This is a genomic window from Pseudomonas sp. CGJS7, from assembly GCF_036961695.1.
In genome coordinates this window covers 12,617-34,327 of record NZ_JBAMDI010000122.1, presented here as the reverse complement: position 1 = coordinate 34,327, position 21,711 = coordinate 12,617, and the positions used below count along the sequence as shown (strand labels likewise).

At 68.4% G+C, this 21,711-nt stretch carries 17 protein-coding genes; 9 read left to right on the top strand and 8 right to left on the bottom strand.

The features are described from left to right. Positions 1 to 6,681, bottom strand: a 6,681-nt coding sequence (locus V7787_RS42485; protein WP_336093629.1) for a putative Ig domain-containing protein, incomplete at its 3' end; no start/stop codon positions are given. A gap of 314 nt (positions 6,682 to 6,995) precedes the next feature. Here V7787_RS42485 and V7787_RS42480 point away from each other — a divergent pair. The 4 genes from V7787_RS42480 (at position 6,996) to V7787_RS42465 (ending at position 9,334) form a co-directional block, all read left to right on the top strand. Beyond that, positions 6,996 to 7,526, top strand: coding sequence for a phage tail protein (locus V7787_RS42480; RefSeq protein ID WP_336093627.1), 531 nt, complete (start codon positions 6,996 to 6,998; stop codon positions 7,524 to 7,526). Between the two features lie 72 nt (positions 7,527 to 7,598). Beyond that, positions 7,599 to 8,129 carry a phage tail protein gene (locus V7787_RS42475; protein WP_336093626.1) on the top strand — a complete coding sequence of 177 codons (531 nt, stop codon included), beginning with the start codon at positions 7,599 to 7,601 and terminating at the stop codon, positions 8,127 to 8,129. 67 nt (positions 8,130 to 8,196) lie between these two features. Then, on the top strand, positions 8,197 to 8,727 hold the full coding sequence (locus V7787_RS42470; protein ID WP_336093625.1) for a phage tail protein: 531 nt from the start codon (positions 8,197 to 8,199) through the stop codon (positions 8,725 to 8,727). A gap of 13 nt (positions 8,728 to 8,740) precedes the next feature. Beyond that, positions 8,741 to 9,334: a GNAT family N-acetyltransferase gene (locus V7787_RS42465; RefSeq protein ID WP_336093624.1), complete on the top strand. Its 594-nt coding sequence runs from the start codon at positions 8,741 to 8,743 to the stop codon at positions 9,332 to 9,334. A 75-nt stretch (positions 9,335 to 9,409) separates the two neighbouring features. On the opposite strand, the gene V7787_RS42460 is transcribed toward V7787_RS42465, so the two are convergent. The 4 genes from V7787_RS42460 to soxR form a co-directional block, all read right to left on the bottom strand. Continuing rightward, positions 9,410 to 9,700 carry a DUF6916 family protein gene (locus V7787_RS42460; protein WP_336093623.1) on the bottom strand — a complete coding sequence of 97 codons (291 nt, stop codon included), beginning with the start codon at positions 9,698 to 9,700 and terminating at the stop codon, positions 9,410 to 9,412. Positions 9,701 to 10,300: 600 nt separating this feature from the next. Further along, positions 10,301 to 10,864, bottom strand: a complete 564-nt coding sequence (locus V7787_RS42455) for an Ig-like domain-containing protein (protein ID WP_336093622.1) — start codon at positions 10,862 to 10,864, stop codon at positions 10,301 to 10,303. A gap of 326 nt (positions 10,865 to 11,190) precedes the next feature. Then, the gene (locus tag V7787_RS42450) at positions 11,191 to 11,700 is read right to left on the bottom strand and encodes a DUF1993 domain-containing protein (RefSeq protein ID WP_336093621.1); all 510 of its coding nucleotides are present in this window, start codon (positions 11,698 to 11,700) and stop codon (positions 11,191 to 11,193) included. A 105-nt stretch (positions 11,701 to 11,805) separates the two neighbouring features. After that, positions 11,806 to 12,282, bottom strand: a complete 477-nt coding sequence (soxR, locus tag V7787_RS42445; protein ID WP_336093630.1) for a redox-sensitive transcriptional activator SoxR — start codon at positions 12,280 to 12,282, stop codon at positions 11,806 to 11,808. 148 nt (positions 12,283 to 12,430) lie between these two features. Between soxR and V7787_RS42440 the strand changes: the two genes are divergently transcribed. After that, the gene (locus V7787_RS42440; RefSeq protein ID WP_336093620.1) at positions 12,431 to 13,477 is read left to right on the top strand and encodes an NADP-dependent oxidoreductase; all 1,047 of its coding nucleotides are present in this window, start codon (positions 12,431 to 12,433) and stop codon (positions 13,475 to 13,477) included. Then, a complete protein-coding gene (locus tag V7787_RS42435; RefSeq protein WP_336093618.1) occupies positions 13,474 to 15,033 on the top strand; it encodes an MFS transporter in 1,560 nt (519 codons plus the stop codon). The genes V7787_RS42440 and V7787_RS42435 overlap by 4 nt, the downstream gene beginning before the upstream one ends. 10 nt (positions 15,034 to 15,043) lie before the next feature. Here the strand turns inward: V7787_RS42435 and V7787_RS42430 are convergent, their stop codons facing one another. Next, entirely contained in the window at positions 15,044 to 16,261 is a 1,218-nt protein-coding gene (locus V7787_RS42430; RefSeq protein WP_336093616.1) for a glycosyltransferase, read from the bottom strand. 208 nt (positions 16,262 to 16,469) lie between these two features. Between V7787_RS42430 and V7787_RS42425 the strand changes: the two genes are divergently transcribed. Beyond that, positions 16,470 to 17,951: a phospholipase D-like domain-containing protein gene (locus V7787_RS42425; protein ID WP_336093614.1), complete on the top strand. Its 1,482-nt coding sequence runs from the start codon at positions 16,470 to 16,472 to the stop codon at positions 17,949 to 17,951. A gap of 30 nt (positions 17,952 to 17,981) precedes the next feature. On the opposite strand, the gene V7787_RS42420 is transcribed toward V7787_RS42425, so the two are convergent. Further along, positions 17,982 to 18,776: a hypothetical protein gene (locus V7787_RS42420; RefSeq protein ID WP_336093612.1), complete on the bottom strand. Its 795-nt coding sequence runs from the start codon at positions 18,774 to 18,776 to the stop codon at positions 17,982 to 17,984. A gap of 42 nt (positions 18,777 to 18,818) precedes the next feature. Here V7787_RS42420 and V7787_RS42415 point away from each other — a divergent pair, with 42 nt between their 5' ends. Further along, positions 18,819 to 19,322 (top strand): YgjP-like metallopeptidase domain-containing protein, encoded by a 504-nt coding sequence (locus V7787_RS42415; protein WP_336093610.1) that lies wholly within the window; start codon positions 18,819 to 18,821, stop codon positions 19,320 to 19,322. 267 nt (positions 19,323 to 19,589) lie between these two features. Beyond that, positions 19,590 to 20,405 carry a 2OG-Fe(II) oxygenase gene (locus V7787_RS42410; RefSeq protein ID WP_336093609.1) on the top strand — a complete coding sequence of 272 codons (816 nt, stop codon included), beginning with the start codon at positions 19,590 to 19,592 and terminating at the stop codon, positions 20,403 to 20,405. Between the two features lie 24 nt (positions 20,406 to 20,429). Here V7787_RS42410 and V7787_RS42405 read toward each other — a convergent pair whose 3' ends face one another. Then, positions 20,430 to 21,710 (bottom strand): MFS transporter, encoded by a 1,281-nt coding sequence (locus V7787_RS42405; RefSeq protein WP_336093608.1) that lies wholly within the window; start codon positions 21,708 to 21,710, stop codon positions 20,430 to 20,432. Between the last annotated feature and the right edge of the window lies 1 nt (position 21,711).

Below are 21,711 nucleotides of genomic sequence, written 5' to 3'. Positions count from 1 at the left end.
GTTGTCGTCATCGTTGCCGCTGCCGAACAAGCCGCGGTACTCGAACCGCATCGCCCAATCGCGCTCGGTCTGCAGCACCGCGCCCAGCCCGAACACGAAGCGGTTGCGGTCCAGTCCGTCCAGACGGGCGCGGAAGAACGGGCCGCCGACCATGTCGGCATAGCTCATCGTGGCGAAGCCGTCGTTCTGGAAGTCGTGCTGGTATTCCAGACGCAGCTGCGGCGCGAACGTGCCCCAACGCACCGGGTAACGGTAGTCGATGCGCAGGCCCAGGCTGGTGGTGGTGGTGTCCACGTCCTGGTCCTGATACTTCAACACGTACTGGGCGTCGCCCTGCTCGGTGTAGCCGTCCAGGGTCGCGCGCGCCACGTCCAGGCGAGCGTACGGCGAGACCCGCAGGCGATCGCGCTGGTAGTCCATGCCGGCGGAGATCGACGCGAACCACTGGTTGCCGTCGCGGCTGCCGCGGACCATGCCGCCGGTGTCGGTGACGTAGCGGCGCGAGTCGAACGACAGCCATTGGTAACCCAGCAAGCCGTCGAGGTAGAAGCTCTCGCCGGGGTGATAGCTGGCGTACAACACCGCGCTGTAGCTCTCGCCCTTGCTGCGGCTGCCGCGCTGGCCGACTTCGGTGTCGTCGCGGCCGTAGCCGAGGCCGCCGCCGAAGGCGAAGTTGCGGTTGACCCGGTAGTCGGCGCCCAGGCTGATGCCGCTGGTCTCGAAGTCCAGGCCGGCCGAGCCGCCGCCGCGACCGTCGCGGTTGCCGCTGTTGATGGTGCCGCCGGTCCAGATGCCGTACTGCGGGCCGGTGCCTTCCACCGCCGGCTTGGGTTCCAGCGCGGCGCTTTCGTCGCCCAGCGTCTGCTGACGGCAATCGCTGCCCGGCGTGCGCCGCGCTTCGTCGCGGCAACGCGGGTCGATCGAGAAGCTCAGGCCGTTGTCGAAGCGCGTGCCCGAGGTGCCGCCGTCGTGCAGACCTTCCATGCGTTGCTGGAAGTTGCCGATCTGCGAGTTGGCGAAACGGCGCGCGGCTTCGGTCTGGGCGTTGAGGATGCCCAGCACTTCCGGATCCTTGGACGGATCGCTGCGCGGGGCGACGTCGATCTCGATGGTCGCGTTGGCCGAGGTGGCGTAGGCGTTGCTCAAGGTGAAGGTCGCCACCGTGGTGCCGGAGTAGCCGATCGGCGGGCTGTAACGCAGTCGGTAGACGCCGGCCGAACCGCTGATCGAGGCTTCGCCGGCCGTGGCCGGAGTCACCGAGACCAGGGTCGCGTTGGTGAACGGACCGCCGCGCGCGCCCAGGGTCAGGTCGACCGTGACCGTCGCGCCGGCGATGGTGCGCACGCGCTGCGGCGCGGCCACCGGCACCGGGTTGACGGTGATGGTCGAGGTGATCGGCGCGGACGGACCGAAGGCGTTGTTGAGGGTGTAGCTCAACGCGACCGGACCGCTGGCGTCGGCCGCCGGGGTGTAGACGATCTGGGTGCCCTGCACCACCGCCGTGCCCGAGCTCGGCGGCGCCAGCAAGGTCACGCCGGTGAACGGACTGCCGCTGGCGCCGTTGGCCGCGTCGATGGTGACGGCCTGGGTCGACAGCGTGGTCACGTTCTGCGGCTGGCCCACCGGCACCGGCAAGGCGTTGATGGTGATGCTGACCGTGGCCGGCGCCGAGCTGCCGCCCGGACCGGTCGCGATGTAGGTGAAGCTGTCGCTGCCGAAGTAGTTGTTGGCCGGCGTGTAGACCACGTTGAGACCGCTGACGGTGGCCGTACCGTGGCTCGGCGCCGCATCCACCGCGACCGCGGTGATGATGCCGGTGTCGTTGGCGGTGACGTTCACCGTGACCGCTTGGTTGGCCAGGGTGCTGGCGCTGTCGTCCACCGCCACCGGGACCGCGTCGGCGATGACGATGGTGTACGCCTGGGTGGTGTTGTAACCGGCGTCGTCGGTGGAGCGGATGTTGGCGGTGTAGCTGCCGGCGGTGGTCGGCGTGCCGCTGATCGTGCCGGCCGAGTTGAAGCTGAAGCCGTTCGGCAGATTGCCCGAGGCGATCGCGTACGTGTACGGCGCGATGCCGCCGCTGCTGCTCAAGCTCTGGCTGTACGCGGTGCCGACCACGCCGCCCGGCAGCGTCGCCGGGGCGATCACCACCGTCGCCGGGGCGATGGTGAAGGTGTAGACCTTCGAAGCGGTCTGGCCGTTGCTGTCGGTCGCCGTGATGGTCACGCTGAAGTTGCCGTCGCTGCGCGGGATGCCGCTCAACGCACCGGTCGAGTTCATGCTCATGCCGACCGGCAAGGCGCCGGCGCTGATCGAGAACGTGTACGGCGCGACGCCGCCGTTGGCGCTGAATTGCTCGGTGTAGCTCACCGCGGCGGTGCCGTTGGGCAAGCTCGGCGGATCGATCGCGATGGTCGGCGTGGCGACCACGATGGTGTAGCTCTGATCGATCTGGAACGGAGCGCCAAGGCCGGTGCTCGAATCGACGGCGCGCACGGTGAGGTTGTAATTACCCGGCACCGTCGGCGTACCGCTGAGCACGCCGGCCGACGTCATGGTCACGCCGACCGGCAACGAGCCGGCGACGAGGCTGAAGGTATAGCCCGGAGTACCGCCCGCTGCGGCGAAGTTGATGGTGGTGGCGACGCCGTAGTTCATCGGCAGGTTGCCGGGGGCCGGGGTCATCGACAGGGTCGGCGCGCCGATGGTCAGCACGAACGCCTGGCCGGCGGTGAACGGGCCGTTGCCGGTGCTGCTGTCGCGCGCGCTGGCGGTGATGTTGAAGCTGCCCGCCTGGGTCGGCGTACCGCTGAAGGTGACGCTGTCGTTGGTGTTGCCGGCGACGGTCACGCCGTCGGGCAGACCGACGACGCTGAAGTTGTCGTACGGCGCCATGCCGCCGGACCAGGTCAGGGTCTGGGTGTAGGCCGCGCCGACCTGCCCGGTCATCGGGCCGGAGGCGGCGATGCTGATGGTCGGGTTGAGCACCTGCACATTGATCTGTGCCGGAGCCGAGGTGCCGACGCTGTTGGTCGCGGTGTAGGTGAACGGATCGTCGCCCGCGTAACCGGCGTCGGGCTGATAGCTGATGCTCAGACCGCTGACGCTTGCGGTGCCGTGCGCCGGCGGCGTGGCGATGGCGATCGACGCGGCGGTGCCGCCGGTGATGTACGGCCCGGTCGCGATCGAAATCGGCCCGCCGCCGTAAGCGACCGTCGGCCGCGGCAGCACCGGATTGGCGACCGGCACGATGTCCTCGACCACCAGCGTGTAGCTCTGCGGCGCCGACGTGTACGGGCCGGTGCCGGTGCTGCTGTCGGTCGCGGTCGCGCTGAAGGTGTAGGTGCCCGGCTGGGTCGGCGTGCCGCTGATCTGGCCGGAACCGCTGAACGTCAAGCCCAGCGGCAAGGTGCCCGACGGCGTGTACGAATACGGCGAGGTGCCGCCGGTGGCCGGGCCGATGGCGCCGATGTAAGGCGAATTGCGGGTCGCATTGGGCAGCGTCGTCGTCGGCAGCAGAATCGTCGACGGAACAATGGTCACGCTGTAGTTGCGCGTGCCCGAATACGGCCCGGTGCCGGTGCTGTTGTCGGTCGCGGTGACGGTGAAGTTGAAGGTACCGCCCGCGCTCGGCGTACCGCTGAGCACGCCGTTGGGCGCCAGCGTCAGTCCGGTCGGCAGATCGCCTGGCGGAACCGAGAACTGATAGCCCGAACCCGCGGTGCCGCCGGATGCGGTCAAGGTCTGGCTGTAGGCCTGAGCGATGCCGCCATTGGGCAGGCTGGTCGGCGCGATCGCGATGGTCGGCGCGGCCACGCTGAAGATGTAGGCGCGGTTGCCGGTCTGTCCGTTCGCGTCGGTGGCGATCACCATGAAATTGAAGCTGCCGCCGGCGGTGGGCGTTCCGCTCAAGGTGCCGTCGAGCGCCATGCTCAGGCCCGGCGGTTCGCTGCCGGCCGGAATGGCGAATGTATACGGCCCGATGCCGCCGCTGGCGCTGACCGATGCGCTGTAACTCGCGCCGACCTGCGCGGTGGGCAAGCTCGGCGGATCGACGCTGATGCTCGCCGGGTTGATCTGCATCACGTAGTTCTGCGTGCGCGAGAACGGAGCGCCGGCGCCGGTGGAACTGTCGGTCGCCCGGATCGAGAACGTGCGCAGACTCGGCTGGGTCGGCGTACCGGACAGCACGCCGGTGGTGGCATCCAAGGTCAAGCCGGCCGGCAAGCTGGTGGGCCCGGGCAAGACGGTGTAGGTGTAATTGGGCGTGCCGCCGCTGGCGGCGAAGGTCTGGCTGAAGGCCACGCCGTAGGTCCCCGTCAGCGAGCTCGCCGGCGGCGTCATGTTCAACGTCGGCGCGGACACGCTCAGGTTGAAGATTTGCGAGGTGGTGAACGGCCCGTTGCCGGTGCTCGAATCCTTGGCCGAGGCGGTCAGCGTGAACGAACCGGCCGCGGTCGGCGTGCCCGAAACGGTCACGCTGTTGGCGGTGCTGCCGGTCATCGAAAGACCGTTGGGCAAATTGAGCACCGCGAACTCGGTGAACGGCTGCGTGCCGCCGTTCCAGGTGAAGGTCTGGGTGTAAGCCACGCCGACCTGCGCGGTCAACGGACCCGATGCGGTCACGGTGATGGTCGGATTGCCGACCGTGACGGTGACCGTCGCCGGCGCCGAGGTGCCGGCGCTGTTGGTCGCGGTGTAGGTGAAGACGTCGGGGCCGGCGTAACCGGGGGTGGGCTGATAGGTGACGTTCAAACCCGAAGCGATCGCGGTGCCGTGCGCGGGCGCGGTGCCGATCGCGACCGAGGTCGCAACGCCGCCGGTGATGTTGAGCGTAACCGGATTGGCGCCGCTGTTGTAGGCGACCGACGCCGACACCGCATTGGCCACCGGCGGGATGTTGATCACCTGCAGGACGTAGCCGGTCTGTCCCGAATTGTACGGTCCGCTGCCCGGCCCGTTGCCGCCGCTGGAGTCGGTTGCGGTGACGGCGAAATTGAACGTGCCCGATGCGGACGGCGTGCCGCTCAATGCGCCGCTGCTGGCGTTGAGGGTGATGCCCGGCGGCAGCGCGCCGGCGGTCACCGCATAGGTGTAAGGCGAGGTGCCGCCGCTGGCGCCATTGAGCGTGGCGTTGTAGGCGATGCCCTGAGTGGCGTTGGCCAGCGGGGTCGCCGGCAGCGACACCGTCGGCGGGGAGATCAGGACGCTGTAAGCACGCGAGCCGGTATGCGGCGCGCCGGTGCCGGTGCTGGCGCCGGTCGCGGTGACGGTGAAGTTATAGGTACCGCCCCCGGTCGGCGTGCCGGTGAATGTGCCGTCGCTGTTCAAGGTCACGTTGATCGGCGCGGAGCCTGCGGTGATCGCGAAGGTGTACGGCCCCAGGCCGCCGGATGCGGACACGCTCGGGACGTAGGGAACGGCGACGTTGCCGTTAGGCAGCGTCGTCGGCGCGACCACGATCGTCGGCGGCGCCACCACCACGGTGTAGGCGCGGGTGCCGGCGAATCCGTTCGCATCGGTCGCGCGCACGGTGAAATTGAAGGTACCGGCCGCACTGGGCGTGCCGCTGAGCACGCCGGTCGTGGCGTTGAGGGTCAGCCCGCCGGGGAAGGCGCCCGCGGAGAGCGCATAGACGTACGGCGCGGTACCGCCGCTGCCGGTGAAGGCCTGGCTGTAGGCGACGCCGATCACCGGCGTGGCCGCGGTGGTCGGATTGACCACGATGGTCGGTTCGACCGCGACGGTGACGTTATAGGCCAACGTGCCGAACGCCTTCGCCGGCACGCCCGGACCGATGGTGCTGTTGTCGTCGGAGCGGACGGTGAAGCTGTAGTTGCCGGCCGTGGTCGGGGTGCCGCTGATCACGCCACCCACCAACGCCAGTCCAGGCGGCAACGCGCCTGCGATCACCGAATAGGTGTAAGGCGCGAAACCGCCGGTGCTGGTCAGCGTCGCCGAATACGCCGCGGTGCGGGTCATCTGCGGCAGGACCGCGGGGCCGATCACCGGCTGGCTGTTCGGGATCGCGATCGAATACGACTTGACCGTGGTCAGCGGCGTCGGCGTGGTCTGATCGGTAACGGTGATCGCGACCGGGAACGTGCCGCGCTGGCTCACCGTACCGCTGAAGGTGCCGTTGCTGAAGCTCAGGCCCGCCGGCAGCGTGCCCGCGGTGCGCGCGTAGGTGTAGGTGCCAACGCCACCGGTCGCGCTCATGCTCTGGCTGTAAGGCACGCCGAGCAGCGGCGTAATGGTCGCCGGATTGATCGTGAGCGGGCTGGACGCCGGCGCGATGGTCACGTTGACCGTGACATCGCCGCTGTCGCCGTCGGGGAAGGTGAAGGTATCGCTGAGCGCGCTGTCGCCGTTGTGGATATAGGTCAGCTCGCTCAGATTCTGATTGACGTTGTTGGTGCTGACGTTGCCGTGCGCGGTATTGAAGTTGACCACGCCGATGCCGAAGTTCGCCGGCCCGTCGCAGGTGCTGACGTCGCGGACGACGGTGCCGCCGTTGGCCACCGAGATGTTGATGACCGGGCAATGCACCGAAGGCGCGGCCGTTGCGGTGCTGGCCCACAGCGCGGCCAGGCCGCACAACGCGAACAAGCCCGAACGGAGCACGGTATGCAGGCGCGAGACGAAAGAATCGCCCGCGCGACGCGCTGACTGCTGTTGCATGTTGGTCATCCCCTGACGGCGCGCGAGCGGGTGTCCTCCCCGAAAGCGCCCGTAAACCCATGATCGAACTGGTTTTAGTCCGCACGCCTAGTGCCCCTGGCGTGCCCCTTTTCATGACCTATTACGCAGTTCGGCGGCGAAACCGGCCGCATTCCGGCCCGCTCTGCGTTAAGCAAGGTCATGGCGCTAACGCGCCATGCCTGGCCCGGTCGGACCGGCCCGTTTCCGCCGTGCGCGGGCGGGGCGTGCGGCGGAGGCACGGTATTTCATCCGGCAGCGCGCACGGCGCCCGGAAACATCCTCTGGGGGAAGAGATGACAGAAGTATTCCTGGGACAGATCATCACTGTCGGGTTCAATTTCGCGCCCAAGGGCTTTGCCCTTTGCAACGGGCAGCTCCTGCCGGTCGCGCAGAACCAGGCCTTGTTCTCGTTGCTGGGCACTCAATACGGCGGCAACGGGGTCACCAACTTCGCGCTGCCGGACCTGCGCAGCCGCACGCCGGTCGGCGCCGGCAGCTCGACCGATCCGGGCTGGAGTCCAGCGCCGTATCAAATAGGCCAGACCGGCGGCGTGGAGAACGTCACCCTGCTGACGACCCAACTGCCCTCGCACAACCACAACCTGTGCGGCGTCAACATCGCCACCACCGGCCGCAATCCGACCAACAATTTCTACGGAACCACCCCGTCGCCGATCTACGCCAACATCGGCCAGGCCCAGGTGCCCTTGGCCATGGACACCCTCGGCCCCAGCGGCAGCACCCAACCGCATCCGAACCTGCAGCCCTACCTCACGATCAATTTCTGCATCGCCACCGTCGGCATCTATCCGTCGCGCGACTGAGCCGCGGATCGTTGCCCATCGGCCGCGAGGCGGCCGCACCTCTAAGCATTCAAGGTTTCGGAGTACCTAATCATGAGCGAGCCCTTTGTCGGCGAGATCCGACTGTTCGGTTTCGGCCGCACCCCCGTTGGCTGGATTCCCTGCGAGGGACAGTTGCTGTCCATCGCCCAATACGACGTCTTGTTCGCCCTGCTCGGCACCACTTACGGCGGCGACGGCCAATCCACCTTCGGCGTACCCAATCTGAGCGGCCGCGTGCCGATCCACCAAGGCACCGGCCCCGGGCTGAGCAACTATGTCATCGGCCAGATGTCGGGCACCGAATCGGTCACCCTGATCACCCAGCAAATGCCGGCGCACAACCACACCTTGCTGGCGACCACCCAATTGGCCAGCGCCACCCAGATCGGCACCGGCGTGGAGCTGGGCGCGCTCAACGGCGACGCGATGTACGTCACCGACACCAGCGGTTCCAGTGCGTTGGCGATGAATCCGACCAGCTTGACCACGGCCGGCGGCAGTCAGCCGCACGACAACCTCATGCCGACGCTGACGGCCAAGTACTTCATCGCCGAGTACGGGATCTTCCCGTCGCAAGGTTGATCCCCATCGCCCCAACCGCGGCGCCGCCCTGCGCGGGCGCAGTGGCAGATTCAAAGAGGACAACGTCATGACCGAACCCTATATCGCCCAGATCCAGCAATTCGGCTTCAACTTCGCTCCGCGCGGCTGGGCCTTCTGCGCCGGCCAGATCGTCCCGATCCAGCAGAACACCGCACTGTTCTCGCTGCTGGGCACCCAATACGGCGGCGACGGCAAAACCACCTTCCAATTGCCCAACTTCGTCAACCGCGCCGCCACCAGCGCCGGCCAGGGCGCGGGCCTCACCCCGCGCAATGTGGGCCAGACCTTCGGCTCCAATTCGATCACCCTGACCTCGCAGCAGATGCCCATCCATACCCACCCGGTGAACGTGTACAACCAGAACGTCGCGTCCAAGAAAGCCGACGTGCCCAGCGCCGGCAATTCGCTCGGCTCGCCCAACGCCAACGCCTTCGTCCCCGGCACCGCGGCCAACGCGCAGTTCTCGCCGACCCTGGTTCAGCCGACCGGCGGCGGCCAGCCGCACGAGAACCGTCAGCCCTACCTCGCGGTGAATTTCTGCATCGCGTTGCAGGGCGTGTTCCCGGCGTTTTCTTAACACCGTGCACGCCTTGAAGCCCTCCACGCCGTCGCTCGCGTTCGCCAACGCGCCCGGCGGCCGCTTCGAGCTTCCCGCGTCCCTGAGCGGACGCGGGATCGGCCTGCGCGCGGCGCTGACTGAAGACATCGATTGGCTGCGCGGTCTGTACCGGCGCCAACGCACGCCGGAATTCGCGCCGATGGGTTGGCCCGAGCAAGCGCTGCTGGCGTTTCTCGACCAGCAGTTCGAGATGCAGCACCTGCACTACATGCGTTACTACGAGCGCGCCGATTTTCTGGTGATCGAACGCGAACGCGCGGCGGTGGGCAGGCTGTACCTGCAACGCACCGCGCCGGAGCATCTGTTGGTCGACATCATGCTGGACGAAAGCGTCCGCGGCGCCGGCATCGGCAGCGCGCTGATCGTCTGGGCCCAGGACGAAGCGCGCGCGCGCGGACGCGGCATGCGTCTGCACGTGGAACACGGCAATCACGCCGCGCGGCGTTTGTACGAGCGGCTGGGATTCGTGGCGGTGGAAGCGCTGCCTACCCACGCGCTGATGCGTTGGGAATCGGATCTGCGCGAGCCCGATGCCCGCGAGACCGGCACCAGAGAACTGGCTTGAACCCAGCGGCGGGCCCGGCTCAAGCGCGGCCCGCACGCACAGGCTATCGCGCCGGGCCGAGCCCGGCGCCGAGACTCAGTTGAAGATCGCCTGGTACAGGAATCCCTCGCGTTCGCGCGCGACCGGGACCAGGAAAATGCCGACTTCGCCGATCGAGTCGTGGCGCATCATGTAAATCTGCTGCGGGAACAGAAACGAAGAACCGTTGCGGAACAGCAGCGAGAACGGCATGCGTTCGGCCTGCTGCGGACGGGTGCTCAGCGCGCGCGCCTCGACCAGAACGAACGGCACCTCGCTGTCGTTGAGCTGCGCCGAGTAGGTCTCGTTCACGTGTCCGGCGAAGTGTTCCAGCGTCAGCAATTCCATCGTTCAGGGCCTCCCCAAGCCGAGGCCGCATCGTCGTACCCAGGCGCGCAAGATGCAAGCCCCGAGCGCGGATTTGCGATGCATTGGGCGAATCGGCGCGGGCGCGAGGCCGGCCGGCGCCTGGATGCGCGCCGATGCCGCCCACGCGAGCGCCGCGGCGGCCGCATCGCCCGGCTCCGACCGCCGCGCCGACTGCCCAGTGCGGCAACGGCGGCCGGAGCCCCGACGGCGGGCGTCCCTGCCCGCAAAGCCTTTCATCACTGACGGAAATGAAAGACGTCCAAATGGTTCGGTCCGTGCCGGCCGCGGCGGCGCAGGCGGAAGACCTGCGAACGCCGCGACCGGCCGACACCGGGGATCGCGCAGCCCCCGTCCCGATCCGCCGCGGACGCCAGCGCTAGGCGGCGATGCGAGGGATCCGCCCGAACCCGTCACCACGACGAGAAGGGCCGGCGGAACGGCCGCGCGACGCGCGGACCGGCCCGAGGTGCTGCGTATCGGCTCGCGCGCCCAGCGCGGGAGCCGTCCCCTACCCCTTTCCGAGGGGTAGCCTTGGCGCCGCTGCGCGCAACGCAGCGGCGCTTGTAACCAGCGGCCCGATTACAAGGCCGCGGCCGCCGTCGCCGGCAGGCTGCGTGCGCGGATCGAGGTCACCGCCACCACCGCCTCGACGCTTTCCAGGCCGGCTTGCACGCGATAGGTGTAGGTGTCCACGCCGGCGAAATCCGGATCCGGGCGATAGGTCGCGCGGCCGTTCTCGATGCTGACCCGGCCATGGCGCGGCGCCTGCGCCAGGCTGTAGCTCAGCGTTTGGCCGTTGCCGATCGAACCGCGCAGGGCGATGGTCGAATCGGCGCCGTCGACGCTGTGGGTGACCAGATCGGCCGCGGCCAAGGGTTCGTAACGACGCAGCCGCTGGATCTCGCGCTGGGCCGAGGCCTGCGCCGATTCGCGCGCCGCCTCAGCGCCGTCGGCGCGCGCCGCGACCGCTTGCTGGAAACGCGCCCGGTCGGCGTCCTGGGTGGATTGGGTGCTGTGCGGTCGCAGCGAGCGCGCCGCGGCGGAGGCAACATCGTCTGATTGCGGGGCGCCGAACGCGCCGGCGCCGAGCGCTACCAGCGCCAGGCTCAGCACGAGGGGCCCCTGGATACTTTTGTACGGCATGCCAACTCCTTCTGGGTTGCAACGCAGGGGGAAATCCGGACTGCGCATCCTTGCGCCGATCGATGCGCGGCAGTGATTGCCCAGGCGCCCGCGATCGCGTTCCTGTCGCTGTCCGAACCCGTTGCGACCTGCTGTCCTCAACGGGAAATCATGATCGCAGCAAGGCGTCGCAGAGGCCGAGACCGGGCGCGATCGCAGTCGAAAAAAATCGATTCGGCGCGGCTTTTTTTCGCTTGAATTGCGGCCACGAAAAAGCCCGCCGAAGCGGGCTGTTTCGAAGCGGTTTTTGCCGGCGTTTTTTGCCGGCGTCGGCTCGCGCCGGGCGCTCAGTACTTGCCCATGAAATCGCGCTTGCCGATCTCCACGCCGTTGCCGCGCAAGATCGCGTAGGTGGTGGTGACGTGGAAGAAGAACTGCGGCAGGCCGTAATGGATCAGATAGTCGCCGCCGGCGAACCGGCGCTCTTTCGGCGTGCCCGGGCGCAGCACGATTTCGCGGTCTTGCGCGCCTTCGAACAGCGCCGGCTCCAGGCCGTCGACGAACGCCAGGGTCTTGGCGATCAGCGCCTGCAATTCGGCGAAGCTGCGCTCGCTGTCGTCGTAGACCGGCACATCGACATCGGCCAGACGCGCGCTGACGCCCTTGGCGAAATCGCAGGCGATCTGGACCTGGCGCAGCAGCGGGAACATGTCGGGAAACAGCCGCGCCTGCAGGTAGGCGTCCGCATCGATCTTGCGCTCGGCGGCGTGGGCTTCGGTCCGGGCCAGAATCTCGGACAGGCTGCCGAGCATCTGCTTGATCACCGGAACGCTGGCGGAGTACATCGAAAGGGTCATGGCGTGGCGTCATCGTCGTGCGGAGGGGAACGCACATGGTACGACGCGGCGCCGTCGCGGGCGCGAACGGATTCGAATCGGCAACACGCCTCGCCCGAACCGCGGTTACGCCTTCTTGCCGCCGCGGCGCGGCTTGCTCTGCTGCAAGGCCGCCGCCCAGCGTTGCGCGCCGCTGCCCTGATCGCCCCAGGTGTCGTCGGGATTGGCCAGCCGGCAGCGGTCCAGCGACAGGCAGCCGCAGCCGATGCACTGGTCCAGGGTGTCGCGCATCAGGCTCAGGTGGGCGATGCGCTGTTCCAGTTCGTCCTTCCACGCCGCCGACAGCCGCGCCCAATCGCTGCGCGAAGGCACCTTTGAGTCGGGCAGCGTGTCCAGCGCTTCGCGGATCGTCGCCAACGGCATGCCCACGCGCTGGGCCACCCGGATGATCGCGATCCGGCGCAAGGTGTCGCGGCTGTAACGGCGCTGGTTGCCGGCCGTGCGCAGGCTGTGGATCAGCCCCTTGGACTCGTAGAAATGCAGCGCCGAGACCGCCACGCCGGAACGCTCGGCGACCTGGCCGACGGTGAGTTCCATCGCCATGCTCATCGGCGCGCCCGCCCCGCCGCGGCCGACGCGATGGCGATGGACGGCGGCGTTGGCGACCCGCACAGGGTGCGACACATAGGCGCTTGACCTCAAGTTACATTGAGGTTCTATCCTGCTCGCCATCCTCTTGCGGCGTCAAGTCATGGCCTCTTTCCAAGCCGACCCTCGCGCGACCAGTGCGATCGCCAGCCACACCCAGGTCAAGGCGGTGATCTTCGACCGCTACGGCGCGCCGGAAGTGCTGCGCGCGATAGAACTGCCGATGCCGCAGGCCGGCCCGGGCGAGATCCGGGTGCGGGTGCGCGCGGCCGGCGTGCGCCCCAGCGACATCGCGCTGCGGCGCGGCTTGGGCGAGCCTGAAATCGAACACGAGATCGATCACGAGTTCGCCCGCGCCGCCGCGGCGAGCGGCTCGGCTCCGTTCCCGCGCCGGATCGGCAACGAATTCGCCGGTGTCGTCGATCAGATCGGCGAAGGCGTGGAGGAATGGACGCTGGGCGATGAAGTGATGGGCTGGGCCGCGGCGATGAGCTACGCCGAAGCGCTGACCGTGCCGGCGCAGCAAGTGGTGCGCAAACCGCCGACCATGTCCTGGGCCGTGGCCGGCGCCCTGCCCTCCACCGGCCAGACCGCGCACGCCGCCTTGCGCCAACTGCGGGTCAGCGCCGGCGAGACCTTGCTGATCCACGGCGCCGCCAGCGCCATCGGCGCGGTCGCGGTGCAACTGGCGCGCGCCTGGGATGTGCGGGTGATCGGCAGCGCCGCCGCGGCCGATCACGATTACCTGCGCTCGCTCGGCGCCTTGCCGGTGCTCGACCGCGCCGAAGGCCGCGCCCGCGCGCGCGAACTGGCGCCGCAGGGCGCGCACGCGGTGTTCGATGCGCTCGGCGACGACGACTTCGCTGCGTGGATCGGCCTGAGCGCCGATCCCACGCGCGTCGCCACACTGCGCGACAGCGCGCACAACCGCCGCCTGGGTTTGCGGGTGACGCACGACCAGCGCAGCCGCGAGCGGCTGGCCGAACTGGCGAGCCTGCACGAAACCCACGGTCTGCTGGTGCACGTGCGCGAGATGTTTCCGCTGACCCGCGCCGCCGAAGCGCATCGCGCGGTCGAACGCGGACCGGCGCGCGGCAAGGTGGTGTTGATGGTCTACGAAGCGGTGCCGTCGCTGAGGTTGAGCGCATGAACGCGCAGGAATCTTCCGACCAAGAGCGCTTGGCCTTGCGCGGCGATGGCGACGAAAACGTTGGGGTCGAATCGCCCGCGTCGGTCGACACAGGCGCTCCAGCTCCGCCCGCCGATGAAGGCACGCTGGCGCTGCGGAGCGGATCGGACGGCGCTGGAGCGCCTGTGTCGGCGGATGCGGCGGGCGTTGCGGATGCGGCCGACCACGACGCGGGCCTGTTCGCGCCGCGCTTTCGCGGCCTGACCCTGGGCGCGGTCGCACTGGTGGCCCTGGTCGCGTTCGAAGCGCTGGCCATCACCACCGCCATGCCGACCGTCGCCCGCGCCTTGAACGGCCTGCCGCTGTACGCGCTGGCCTTCGCCGGCACCCTGGCGGCCAGCGTGGTCGGCATGGTCGCCGCCGGCCCCTGGGCCGACAAGCGCGGGCCGAGCGCGCCGTTGCGGCACGGCATCGCCTGGTTCGCGCTGGGCTTGATCGTGGCCGGGTTGGCGCCGTCGATGTGGCTGCTGATCGCCGGCCGCATCGTCCAGGGCTTCGGCGGCGGATTGATTTCGGTGGCGTTGTACGTGGTGGTCGGGCGGGTGTATCCGCCGCGCTTGCGGGTCAAGATCTTCGCCGCGTTCGCCGCGGCCTGGGTGGTGCCGGCGATCGTCGGGCCGGCGATCAGCGGCGCGATCGTCGAACACGCCGGCTGGCGCTGGGTGTTCCTGTCGGTGCCCATCGCCGCGGCGGTGGCGTCGCTGTGGGTGCTGCCGGCCTTGCGCGGCCTCGGGCCAGTGGCGGCGGGTTCCAGCGAACCGGCGCACGGCGCGCAATCGACCCGCTTGCTGTGGGCGCTGCTGACCACCGCCAGCTTGTTGGCGCTGCATTACGGCGGCCAGCAACGCGGCTGGAACGCGGCGCTGTGGCTGCTGCCGGCGACGCTGGCGCTGGCGCTGGCCGCCTCGCGGCTGCTGCCCGCAGGCGCGTTGCGCGCCGCGCGCGGCTTGCCGACGGTGGTGTCGTTGCGCGGCATCGGCGCCGGCGCGTTCTTCATGACCGAGGCCTATATCCCGCTGCTGTTGTCGCAGGAACGCGGCCTGTCGGCGACCTGGGCCGGCCTGGTGCTGACCTTGGGCGCGGTGGGTTGGTCCAGCGGCTCGTGGCTGCGCGGCCGGGTCGCCGAGACGCGCGCACCGCAACGCTTTCTGCAAGCGGGCATGGCGATGGTGGCGCTGGGCATCGGCATGGTCGCGACGTTGGTGCAGCCGCACACGCCGCTGGCGGTCGGGATCGCGGGTTGGATCGCCGCCGGCCTGGGCATGGGCATGATCTCCCCGACCTTGTCGGTGCTGATGCTGGAGCTGTCGCCGCCGGGACGGCAAGGCGTCAACTCTTCGGCGTTGCATCTGGGCGATGCGATCTACACCGCCACCGCGCTGGCCGTCGGCGGATCCGTGTTCGCCGCGTTGCTGACCCGCTCGCACACCCTGGCCTACCTGTGCGGCTTCGCCATCGCCTTCGCCCTGGCCGTGCTCGGACTGTCGTTGGCGCCGCGGGTGCGGCTGGCGCGCTGAGCGCGCGCGCTCAACCCGCCGCCTGCGGTGCCCGCTGCGAAGCGCCCGCGCGCTTGGGCGGCGCCTGCGCCAGACGCTGATACAACACGACCACCTGCTCCATCAGCCCCTGGGTGCTCCAGGCGCGCGCATCGATCGGGCCGGCCGCGGACAACTGCGCGCGCAGTTGCGGCGAACGCAGCACCCCGGCGACGTGGCCGGCGAAGGCGTCGACGTCTTCTTCGCTGATCACCGCGCTGCGCGCATCGCGCAGCACCGTCGCGGTGCCCATCACCGCGGTCGACACGATCGGCACGCCCAGCGCCATCGCTTCGATCAACACCAGGCCCTGGGTTTCGGTCGGCGAAGCGAATACGAACGCGTCGCCGGCGCGGTAGGCGTCCAACAGCGTCGTGCGCCGGTCCAGGTTGCCGAAGAAACGCACGTTGCGTTCCAGGCCGTGTTCCTTGGACAGACGCTTGAGCCGTTCGGCGTCGGGGCCTTCGCCGGCGATGACGAACATCAAGTCGGGGAAATCCGCGATCAGGCGTTTGGCCACCAGCAGCAGAAACGCGATGTTCTTTTCCACCGCCAACCGGCTCACCGTGACCAGGGTCGGTTGGGTCGCGCCGATGCCGTGTTCGGCGCGGAAACGCGCGCCGTCGCCGTGGGCGAATTCGTCCAGATCGATACCGGTCGGCAGCACGGTCGAAGGGGTGACGATGCCGTAACGGTTGAGCACCTCGACCATTTGCGCGGTCGGCACGATCAGGTGATCGACGCCGTGGCACAGGAACCGCGACAACCGCCGCGCGACCCAGCGCAGCACCGCCACCGGCGCCCACGGCAGGTAGTGGCCGATGTATTCCTCGAAATAGGTGTGATACGTCTCCACCGTCGGCCGCCCGGTCGCCTCGGCCAGACGCACGCCCAGCCGGTGCGCGCGGAATGGGGTGTGGATGTGGATCACGTCCCAGTGCCGCTGCGTGAGCTGCGGCAGGATCCGGCGCAATTCGGGGGCGCGGATCAGGCGGTCTTCGGGGTCGAAGAAGATCACCCGCGAATCCAGGCGGACGATTTCGAATTCGCTGCTGTCGTGCAGCTCCTGGCCGCTGCCGGGCCCGTAGTCCGGCGCCACCAGGGTGACGTTGTGGCCCATGCGCGCCAGCGACTGGGCGAAGGTTCGAATGGAGGTCGATACGCCGTTGACCCGCGGGAAGTACACGTCCGACAGCATCAGGATGTTCATCCTGCCAGCCTAGGCCTGGGGTATGACCGATTTGTGTATCGGGCTGGCTTGCCCTCACCCCAACCCCTCCCCCGCAAGCGGGAGAGGGGCTCGGTTCGCGGCGATTTCGCGGCATTTAGCCCCTCTCCCGCCTGCGGGAGAGGGGTTGGGGTGAGGGCCCGCCGCAAACAGCCATGGCACCATAAGCTCCCCCGCACCCACCGCCCCAATGCCCGCCGACACCGACCGCCCCACCCCGCCGCGCCGCTGGCGCCGGCTCAAACTCGCCACCGCCGCGCTGGCCCTGGCCTGGATCGCCATGGGCGCCTACCAAGTGCACAAATCCCTGCCGCCCGGCGTCAGCCAGGCCGGCCCGCTGCGCACCGCCGGCAACGTCGCCCTGCTCACCGACATCACCTGGACCGACTCGCGCCAGGCCCGCCACAGCGATCAGCACGTCTTCGACGAAACCCTGCGCCTGATCGGCCAGGCCCAACGCGTGGTCGTCGCCGACCAATTCCTGTTCAACGATTTCGGCAGCCAAACCAACGGCGCCCACTACCGCAAGCTCAGCCAGGAACTCGCCGACGCCTTGATCGCACGCAAGCGCGAAGTGCCCACGCTGCAAGCGGTGCTGATCACCGACCCGATCAACACCGTCTACGGCGGCCTGCCCTCGCCGCGTTTGCAGGCCTTGCGCGCGGCCGGGGTGGAAGTGGTCGTCACCGATCTGCGCCGACTGCGCACGCCCAACCCGACCTGGTCGGGCCTGTGGCATCTGTGCTGCAGTTGGCTGGGCAACGACGACCGCAGCGGCTGGCTGCCCAATCCGCTCGGCCCCGGCGAAGTGACCCTGCGCAGTTGGCTGTCCCTGCTCAATCTCAACGCCAACCACCGCAAGACCCTGGTGGTGGACGAAGGCGGCGACTGGACCGCGCTGGTCGCCAGCGCCAATCCGCACGACGCCAGCAGCCTGCACGGCAACGTCGCGCTGCGCTTCAGCGGCGCGGCCGCGCTGGACCTGCTGGCCAGCGAACGCGCGGTGGTGGCGATGTCCGGCGGCGCCTGGCCGCGCGGCCTGCCGACCGCGGCGCCGCGCGAAAGCATCGTCGACACCACCTGGGCGCCGCGGGTGCAGGTGCTGACCGAAGCCAAGATCCGCGACGGCCTACTCGCAGCGGTGGAAGGCGCACGCAGCGGCGATCGCCTGGACATCGCGGTGTTCTATTTCTCGCACCGCCGTTTGGTCGATGCGGTGATCGCAGCGCACAAGCGCGGCGTCGGCGTGCGGGTATTGCTGGACCCCAACGAAGACGCGTTCGGGCGCAAGAAGAACGGCGTGCCCAATCGTCAGGTCGGCGCCGAGCTGGATGAGGCCGGCGTGCCGCTGCGCTGGTGCGATACCCACGGCGAGCAATGCCACGCCAAGCTGCTGCTGCGCAGCGGCCGCGACGGCCGGATCGAACTGATCGCCGGTTCGGCCAACTACACCCGGCGCAATCTGGACGACTACAACCTGGAATCCAGCGCCCGCGTGGTCGCCGGCGCCGACGCGCCGGTGGCGATGCAGGCCGCGGCCTACTTCGAACAAAGCTGGAGCAACGGCGACGGCCGCGCGATCAGCGTCGACTATCCCAAGTACGCCGACGATTCGACCTGGCGCAAGATCTGGTACCGCTTCAGCGAGGCCAGCGGTTTGTCGAGTTTCTGACTCGCGCGGCTCCGGTTGCGGCCGACCGATTCAGTCGGCCGCGATCTCGCCCAGATAGCGCTCAAGACTGGGACAACCCAGCCGCCGCCATTGGCGATGATCCAAACGGTAATACGCGAAGATCGTGCCTTCGATGCTATCGCGCGCGGCTTCGGCGCCGTCGCTGCGATAGATCGCCGCGATCCGCTCGCGCTCCACGTCCATGCGCTGCAACTGCTGCGGTGTCGGCACCCGCCTGAACTGCGCCGCGGGCTGGGGCAAGGCCAACAACGATGCGCGAATCTCGGCCAGCGCCAGCGACGACTCGGTCGCGGCCGCACCGTCCAATTCGTCGATCGCCTGCAGCGCCAGATGCAGGGCGTGTTGCTTGTGCGGCGGTTCCAGCGCCTCCAGCAAGGGCTGCCGATAGGACCGATGCGGCGCCAACGCGGCGAACCAGGCGGCGAAGATCTGTCCGCGCACGCCGTGGCCGCGCAACAGATCGTCCAGCAGCTTCGGCTCCAGCGCCGCCATTCCGCGCAGGCTCATGTAGTGCGCGGCCAAAGCGTCGTGCAGCGTGTACGGGTATCGGCTCAGATCGCTCGCGTACTCTTTTCCGGCCGCGACCATATCGGCCAGAAAACCAGGGCTGCCGATGCCGACGCTGAAACTGCTTCGGGTCAGCTCCGAGGTATCTTGCGGATCGTAATGCACGTTCGATGGCCCGCGCGGCGAAAGTGTCCCGGCAAGAATAGGGCGGCGGATGTGCCGGCTCAAGTCGGGATCTCGCCCGTATTCACGCCTTTTTCGTTCGATCCGGGCATTTTTCCGCGCCCGCCGCCGCACCCGATCTCATGCCCCGGGACCGCTTTGCCGTATCCTGCCCGCATGGACGAACTCCGCTACCTGCGCGGTTACAGCGAGCACGTGCTGGACCGGGTCCGGGCGCTGATCGACAGCGGACGGCTGGCCGAGGTGCTGCGCGAGCGCTACAGCGGCGGCCATGAAGTGCGCGACGACAAGGCGCTGTTCGAATACGTGGTCGGCCTGAAAGAGCGCTACATGCGCAAGGCCGAACCGCTCAACAAAGTGATCTACGACAACAAGCTGCACGTGGTCAAACATGCGCTGGGCACCCACACCGCGATCTCGCGCGTGCACGGCGGCCGGCTCAAGGCCGCGCGCGAGATCCGCATCGCCAGCTTGTTCCGCGACGCGCCGGCCGAGTTCCTGGAAATGATCGCGGTGCACGAACTGGCCCACATCAAACACCGCGATCACGACAAGGGCTTTTACCAACTGTGCGCGCACATGAGCCCGAACTACCATCAGCTCGAATTCGATCTGCGCCTGTACCTGACCCAGATGGAAATGCAGGCCAAGCAAAGCTGACGGCCGCAAGCAAAACCGCGCCCCCCGTCATTCCGGCCAAAGCCGCAACCCATTTCGACTTTGCTTTCAGCCACCGAAATTGCGCCGCCCTGCTGCCGGCCCATTATCCGCCGCGCTCACCAGCAGCCCATACCCAAGCTGACCGCGCGGCGCGGTGCCGACAATTACGAACAATCGCGCTCGCCAGACGTTGTAGGATAACCGCCGGCAACGGCCCGGCCCCGCCCGGCCCGCGTTTTCCTTCCTCTGAGCACTCCCTCGCCCCGCATGGATCGTTTCGAAATAGGCACGCTGATCGAGCAGCGTCTTGATCAGGCTCTGGACCAGGCCGCCCAGCAGTGGCAGGGCGCCGCACCGATCCATTATTTCGTCGTCGACGACCTGCTGCCGGCGGAGCTGGCCGCGCAAATCCGCCAAGCGTTTCCCCAGCCAGAGCAAATGATGCTGCGCAAGAGCCTGCGCGAGCTCAAGTACATTTCCGCGCAGATGGACCGGCACGCGCCGATTCTCGAAGAGATCATCTTCGCCTTCCAGCAGCCGGGCGTGGTCGAGCGCGTGCGCGCGATCACCGGTTTGCGTTCGCTGTACCCCGACGAGCATCTGTACGCGGGCGGCATCTCGGTCATGGGCCGCGGCCATTTCCTCAATCCGCATCTGGACAATTCGCACGACAAGGATCGCGACCGCTACCGCGTGTTGAACCTGCTGTATTACGTCTCGCCGGATTGGGAGCACGCCAACGGCGGCAATCTGGAAGTGTGGCCCGACGGCCCGGATGGCAAGCCGACCACCATCGTCAGCCGCTTCAACCGTCTGGCGGTGATGATCACCAACCAGCACTCCTGGCATTCGGTCTCCACCAGCCTCAGCGATCAACTGCGCTGCTGCGTGTCCAACTACTATTTTTCCGACCACCCCGCCGCTAGCGACGAATACTTCCACCCGACCTCGTTCCGCGGCCGTCCCGATCAGCCGCTGCGCGACATCGCCCTGCGCGCCGACGCGGCCGCGCGCGGCTGGTTGCGCAAGCTGTTCCCCAAGGGCATCCGCCCGGCCAAGCACGTCTACAAGAAAGACCGCTGAAGCCGGCGGCGGCGACGCGCCGGCTCAGTCGGCGGCGTCGTCTTCACGCACCATCAACAGCGCGATCAGGGTCAGCGCGCCGGCCGCGGCCAGGTAGTAGCCGACATAGGCCAGCCCGTAACTGCCCGCCAGCCAGGTCGCGATCGACGGCGCCAGCGAGGCGCCGAGAATGCCGGCCAGATTGAACGCCAACGACGCGCCGGTGTAACGCACCGGTGTGGGGAACATCTCGGCCAGGATCGTGCCCAGCGGGCCGTAAGTCAGGCCCATGATCGCCAGGCCCGCGCCCAGGAACAGCAAGGTGCCCCAGGCGCTGCCGCTGGCGAACAAGGTCTCGAACAACACCCCGAAGCCCATCACCGCCAGGGTCGACAGAATCATCGTCAGCCGGCGCCCGCGCCGGTCGGCGAACAACGCCGACAGCGGAATCGTCGCGGCGAAGAACAACACGCTGCCCAGTTGCAGCAGCAGGAACTGTTCGCGCGAATAACCCAGCCGCGAAGTGCCCCAGCTCAGCGCGAACACGGTCATCAGATAGAACAGCACGAAGGTCGCCAGCGCCGAGAACGTGCCCGCCAGCAACGCGCCCGGATGGCGCAGCAACACCGAGAGCATCGGCGCCTTGACCCGCTCGTGCTGGTCGATGGTCTTCTGGAACGCCGGCGTCTCGCTGATCCGCAAGCGCACCCACAAACCGACGAACACCAGCACCGCGCTGGCCAAGAACGGAATCCGCCAACCCCAGGCGAAGAAGGCCTTGTCGCCCATCGTGTCGGTCAGCAGCAGGAAGATGCCGGTCGACAGGAAAAACCCGATCGGCGCGCCCAACTGCGGAAACATGCCGTACCAGGCGCGCTTGCCCGGCGGCGCGTTCTCGGTCGCCAGCAACACCGCGCCGCCCCACTCGCCGCCCAGGCCCAGCCCCTGGCCGAAGCGGCACAGCGCCAGCAGCGCCGGCGCCACGATGCCGATGCTGGCGTAAGTGGGCAACAAACCGATGGCGACGGTCGACAACCCCATCGTCAGCAGCGCCGCGACCAGGGTCGCCTTGCGCCCGATGCGGTCGCCGAAATGGCCGAACACCGCCGCGCCGACCGGCCGGGCGAAGAACGCCAGGGCGAAGGTCGCCAGCGATTGCAAGGTCGCGGTGGTCGGGTCGGCGGCGGGGAAAAACAGCTTCGGAAACACCAGCACCGCGGCGGTGGCGTAAATGTAGAAGTCGAAAAATTCGATGGTGGTACCGATCAGGCTCGCGAACAGCACACGGGCGGGAGAGTTGGCGGGGGCCGGGACGGCTGCGCTCATC

What these genes read in the sequence shown, in the direction of transcription:
- V7787_RS42460 (WP_336093623.1), bottom strand. Translation starts at nt 9,700, where the DNA reads ATGGAATTGCTGACGCTGGAACACTTCGCCGGACACGTGAACGAGACC.
- V7787_RS42440 (WP_336093620.1), top strand. Translation starts at nt 12,431, where the DNA reads ATGGCCTCTTTCCAAGCCGACCCTCGCGCGACCAGTGCGATCGCCAGC.
- V7787_RS42435 (WP_336093618.1), top strand. Translation starts at nt 13,474, where the DNA reads ATGAACGCGCAGGAATCTTCCGACCAAGAGCGCTTGGCCTTGCGCGGC.
- V7787_RS42450 (WP_336093621.1), bottom strand. Translation starts at nt 11,700, where the DNA reads ATGACCCTTTCGATGTACTCCGCCAGCGTTCCGGTGATCAAGCAGATG.
- V7787_RS42455 (WP_336093622.1), bottom strand. Translation starts at nt 10,864, where the DNA reads ATGCCGTACAAAAGTATCCAGGGGCCCCTCGTGCTGAGCCTGGCGCTG.
- V7787_RS42430 (WP_336093616.1), bottom strand. Translation starts at nt 16,261, where the DNA reads ATGAACATCCTGATGCTGTCGGACGTGTACTTCCCGCGGGTCAACGGC.
- V7787_RS42405 (WP_336093608.1), bottom strand. Translation starts at nt 21,710, where the DNA reads ATGAGCGCAGCCGTCCCGGCCCCCGCCAACTCTCCCGCCCGTGTGCTG.
- soxR (WP_336093630.1), bottom strand. Translation starts at nt 12,282, where the DNA reads ATGGCGATGGAACTCACCGTCGGCCAGGTCGCCGAGCGTTCCGGCGTG.
- V7787_RS42475 (WP_336093626.1), top strand. Translation starts at nt 7,599, where the DNA reads ATGAGCGAGCCCTTTGTCGGCGAGATCCGACTGTTCGGTTTCGGCCGC.
- V7787_RS42470 (WP_336093625.1), top strand. Translation starts at nt 8,197, where the DNA reads ATGACCGAACCCTATATCGCCCAGATCCAGCAATTCGGCTTCAACTTC.
- V7787_RS42425 (WP_336093614.1), top strand. Translation starts at nt 16,470, where the DNA reads ATGCCCGCCGACACCGACCGCCCCACCCCGCCGCGCCGCTGGCGCCGG.
- V7787_RS42415 (WP_336093610.1), top strand. Translation starts at nt 18,819, where the DNA reads ATGGACGAACTCCGCTACCTGCGCGGTTACAGCGAGCACGTGCTGGAC.
- V7787_RS42410 (WP_336093609.1), top strand. Translation starts at nt 19,590, where the DNA reads ATGGATCGTTTCGAAATAGGCACGCTGATCGAGCAGCGTCTTGATCAG.
- V7787_RS42480 (WP_336093627.1), top strand. Translation starts at nt 6,996, where the DNA reads ATGACAGAAGTATTCCTGGGACAGATCATCACTGTCGGGTTCAATTTC.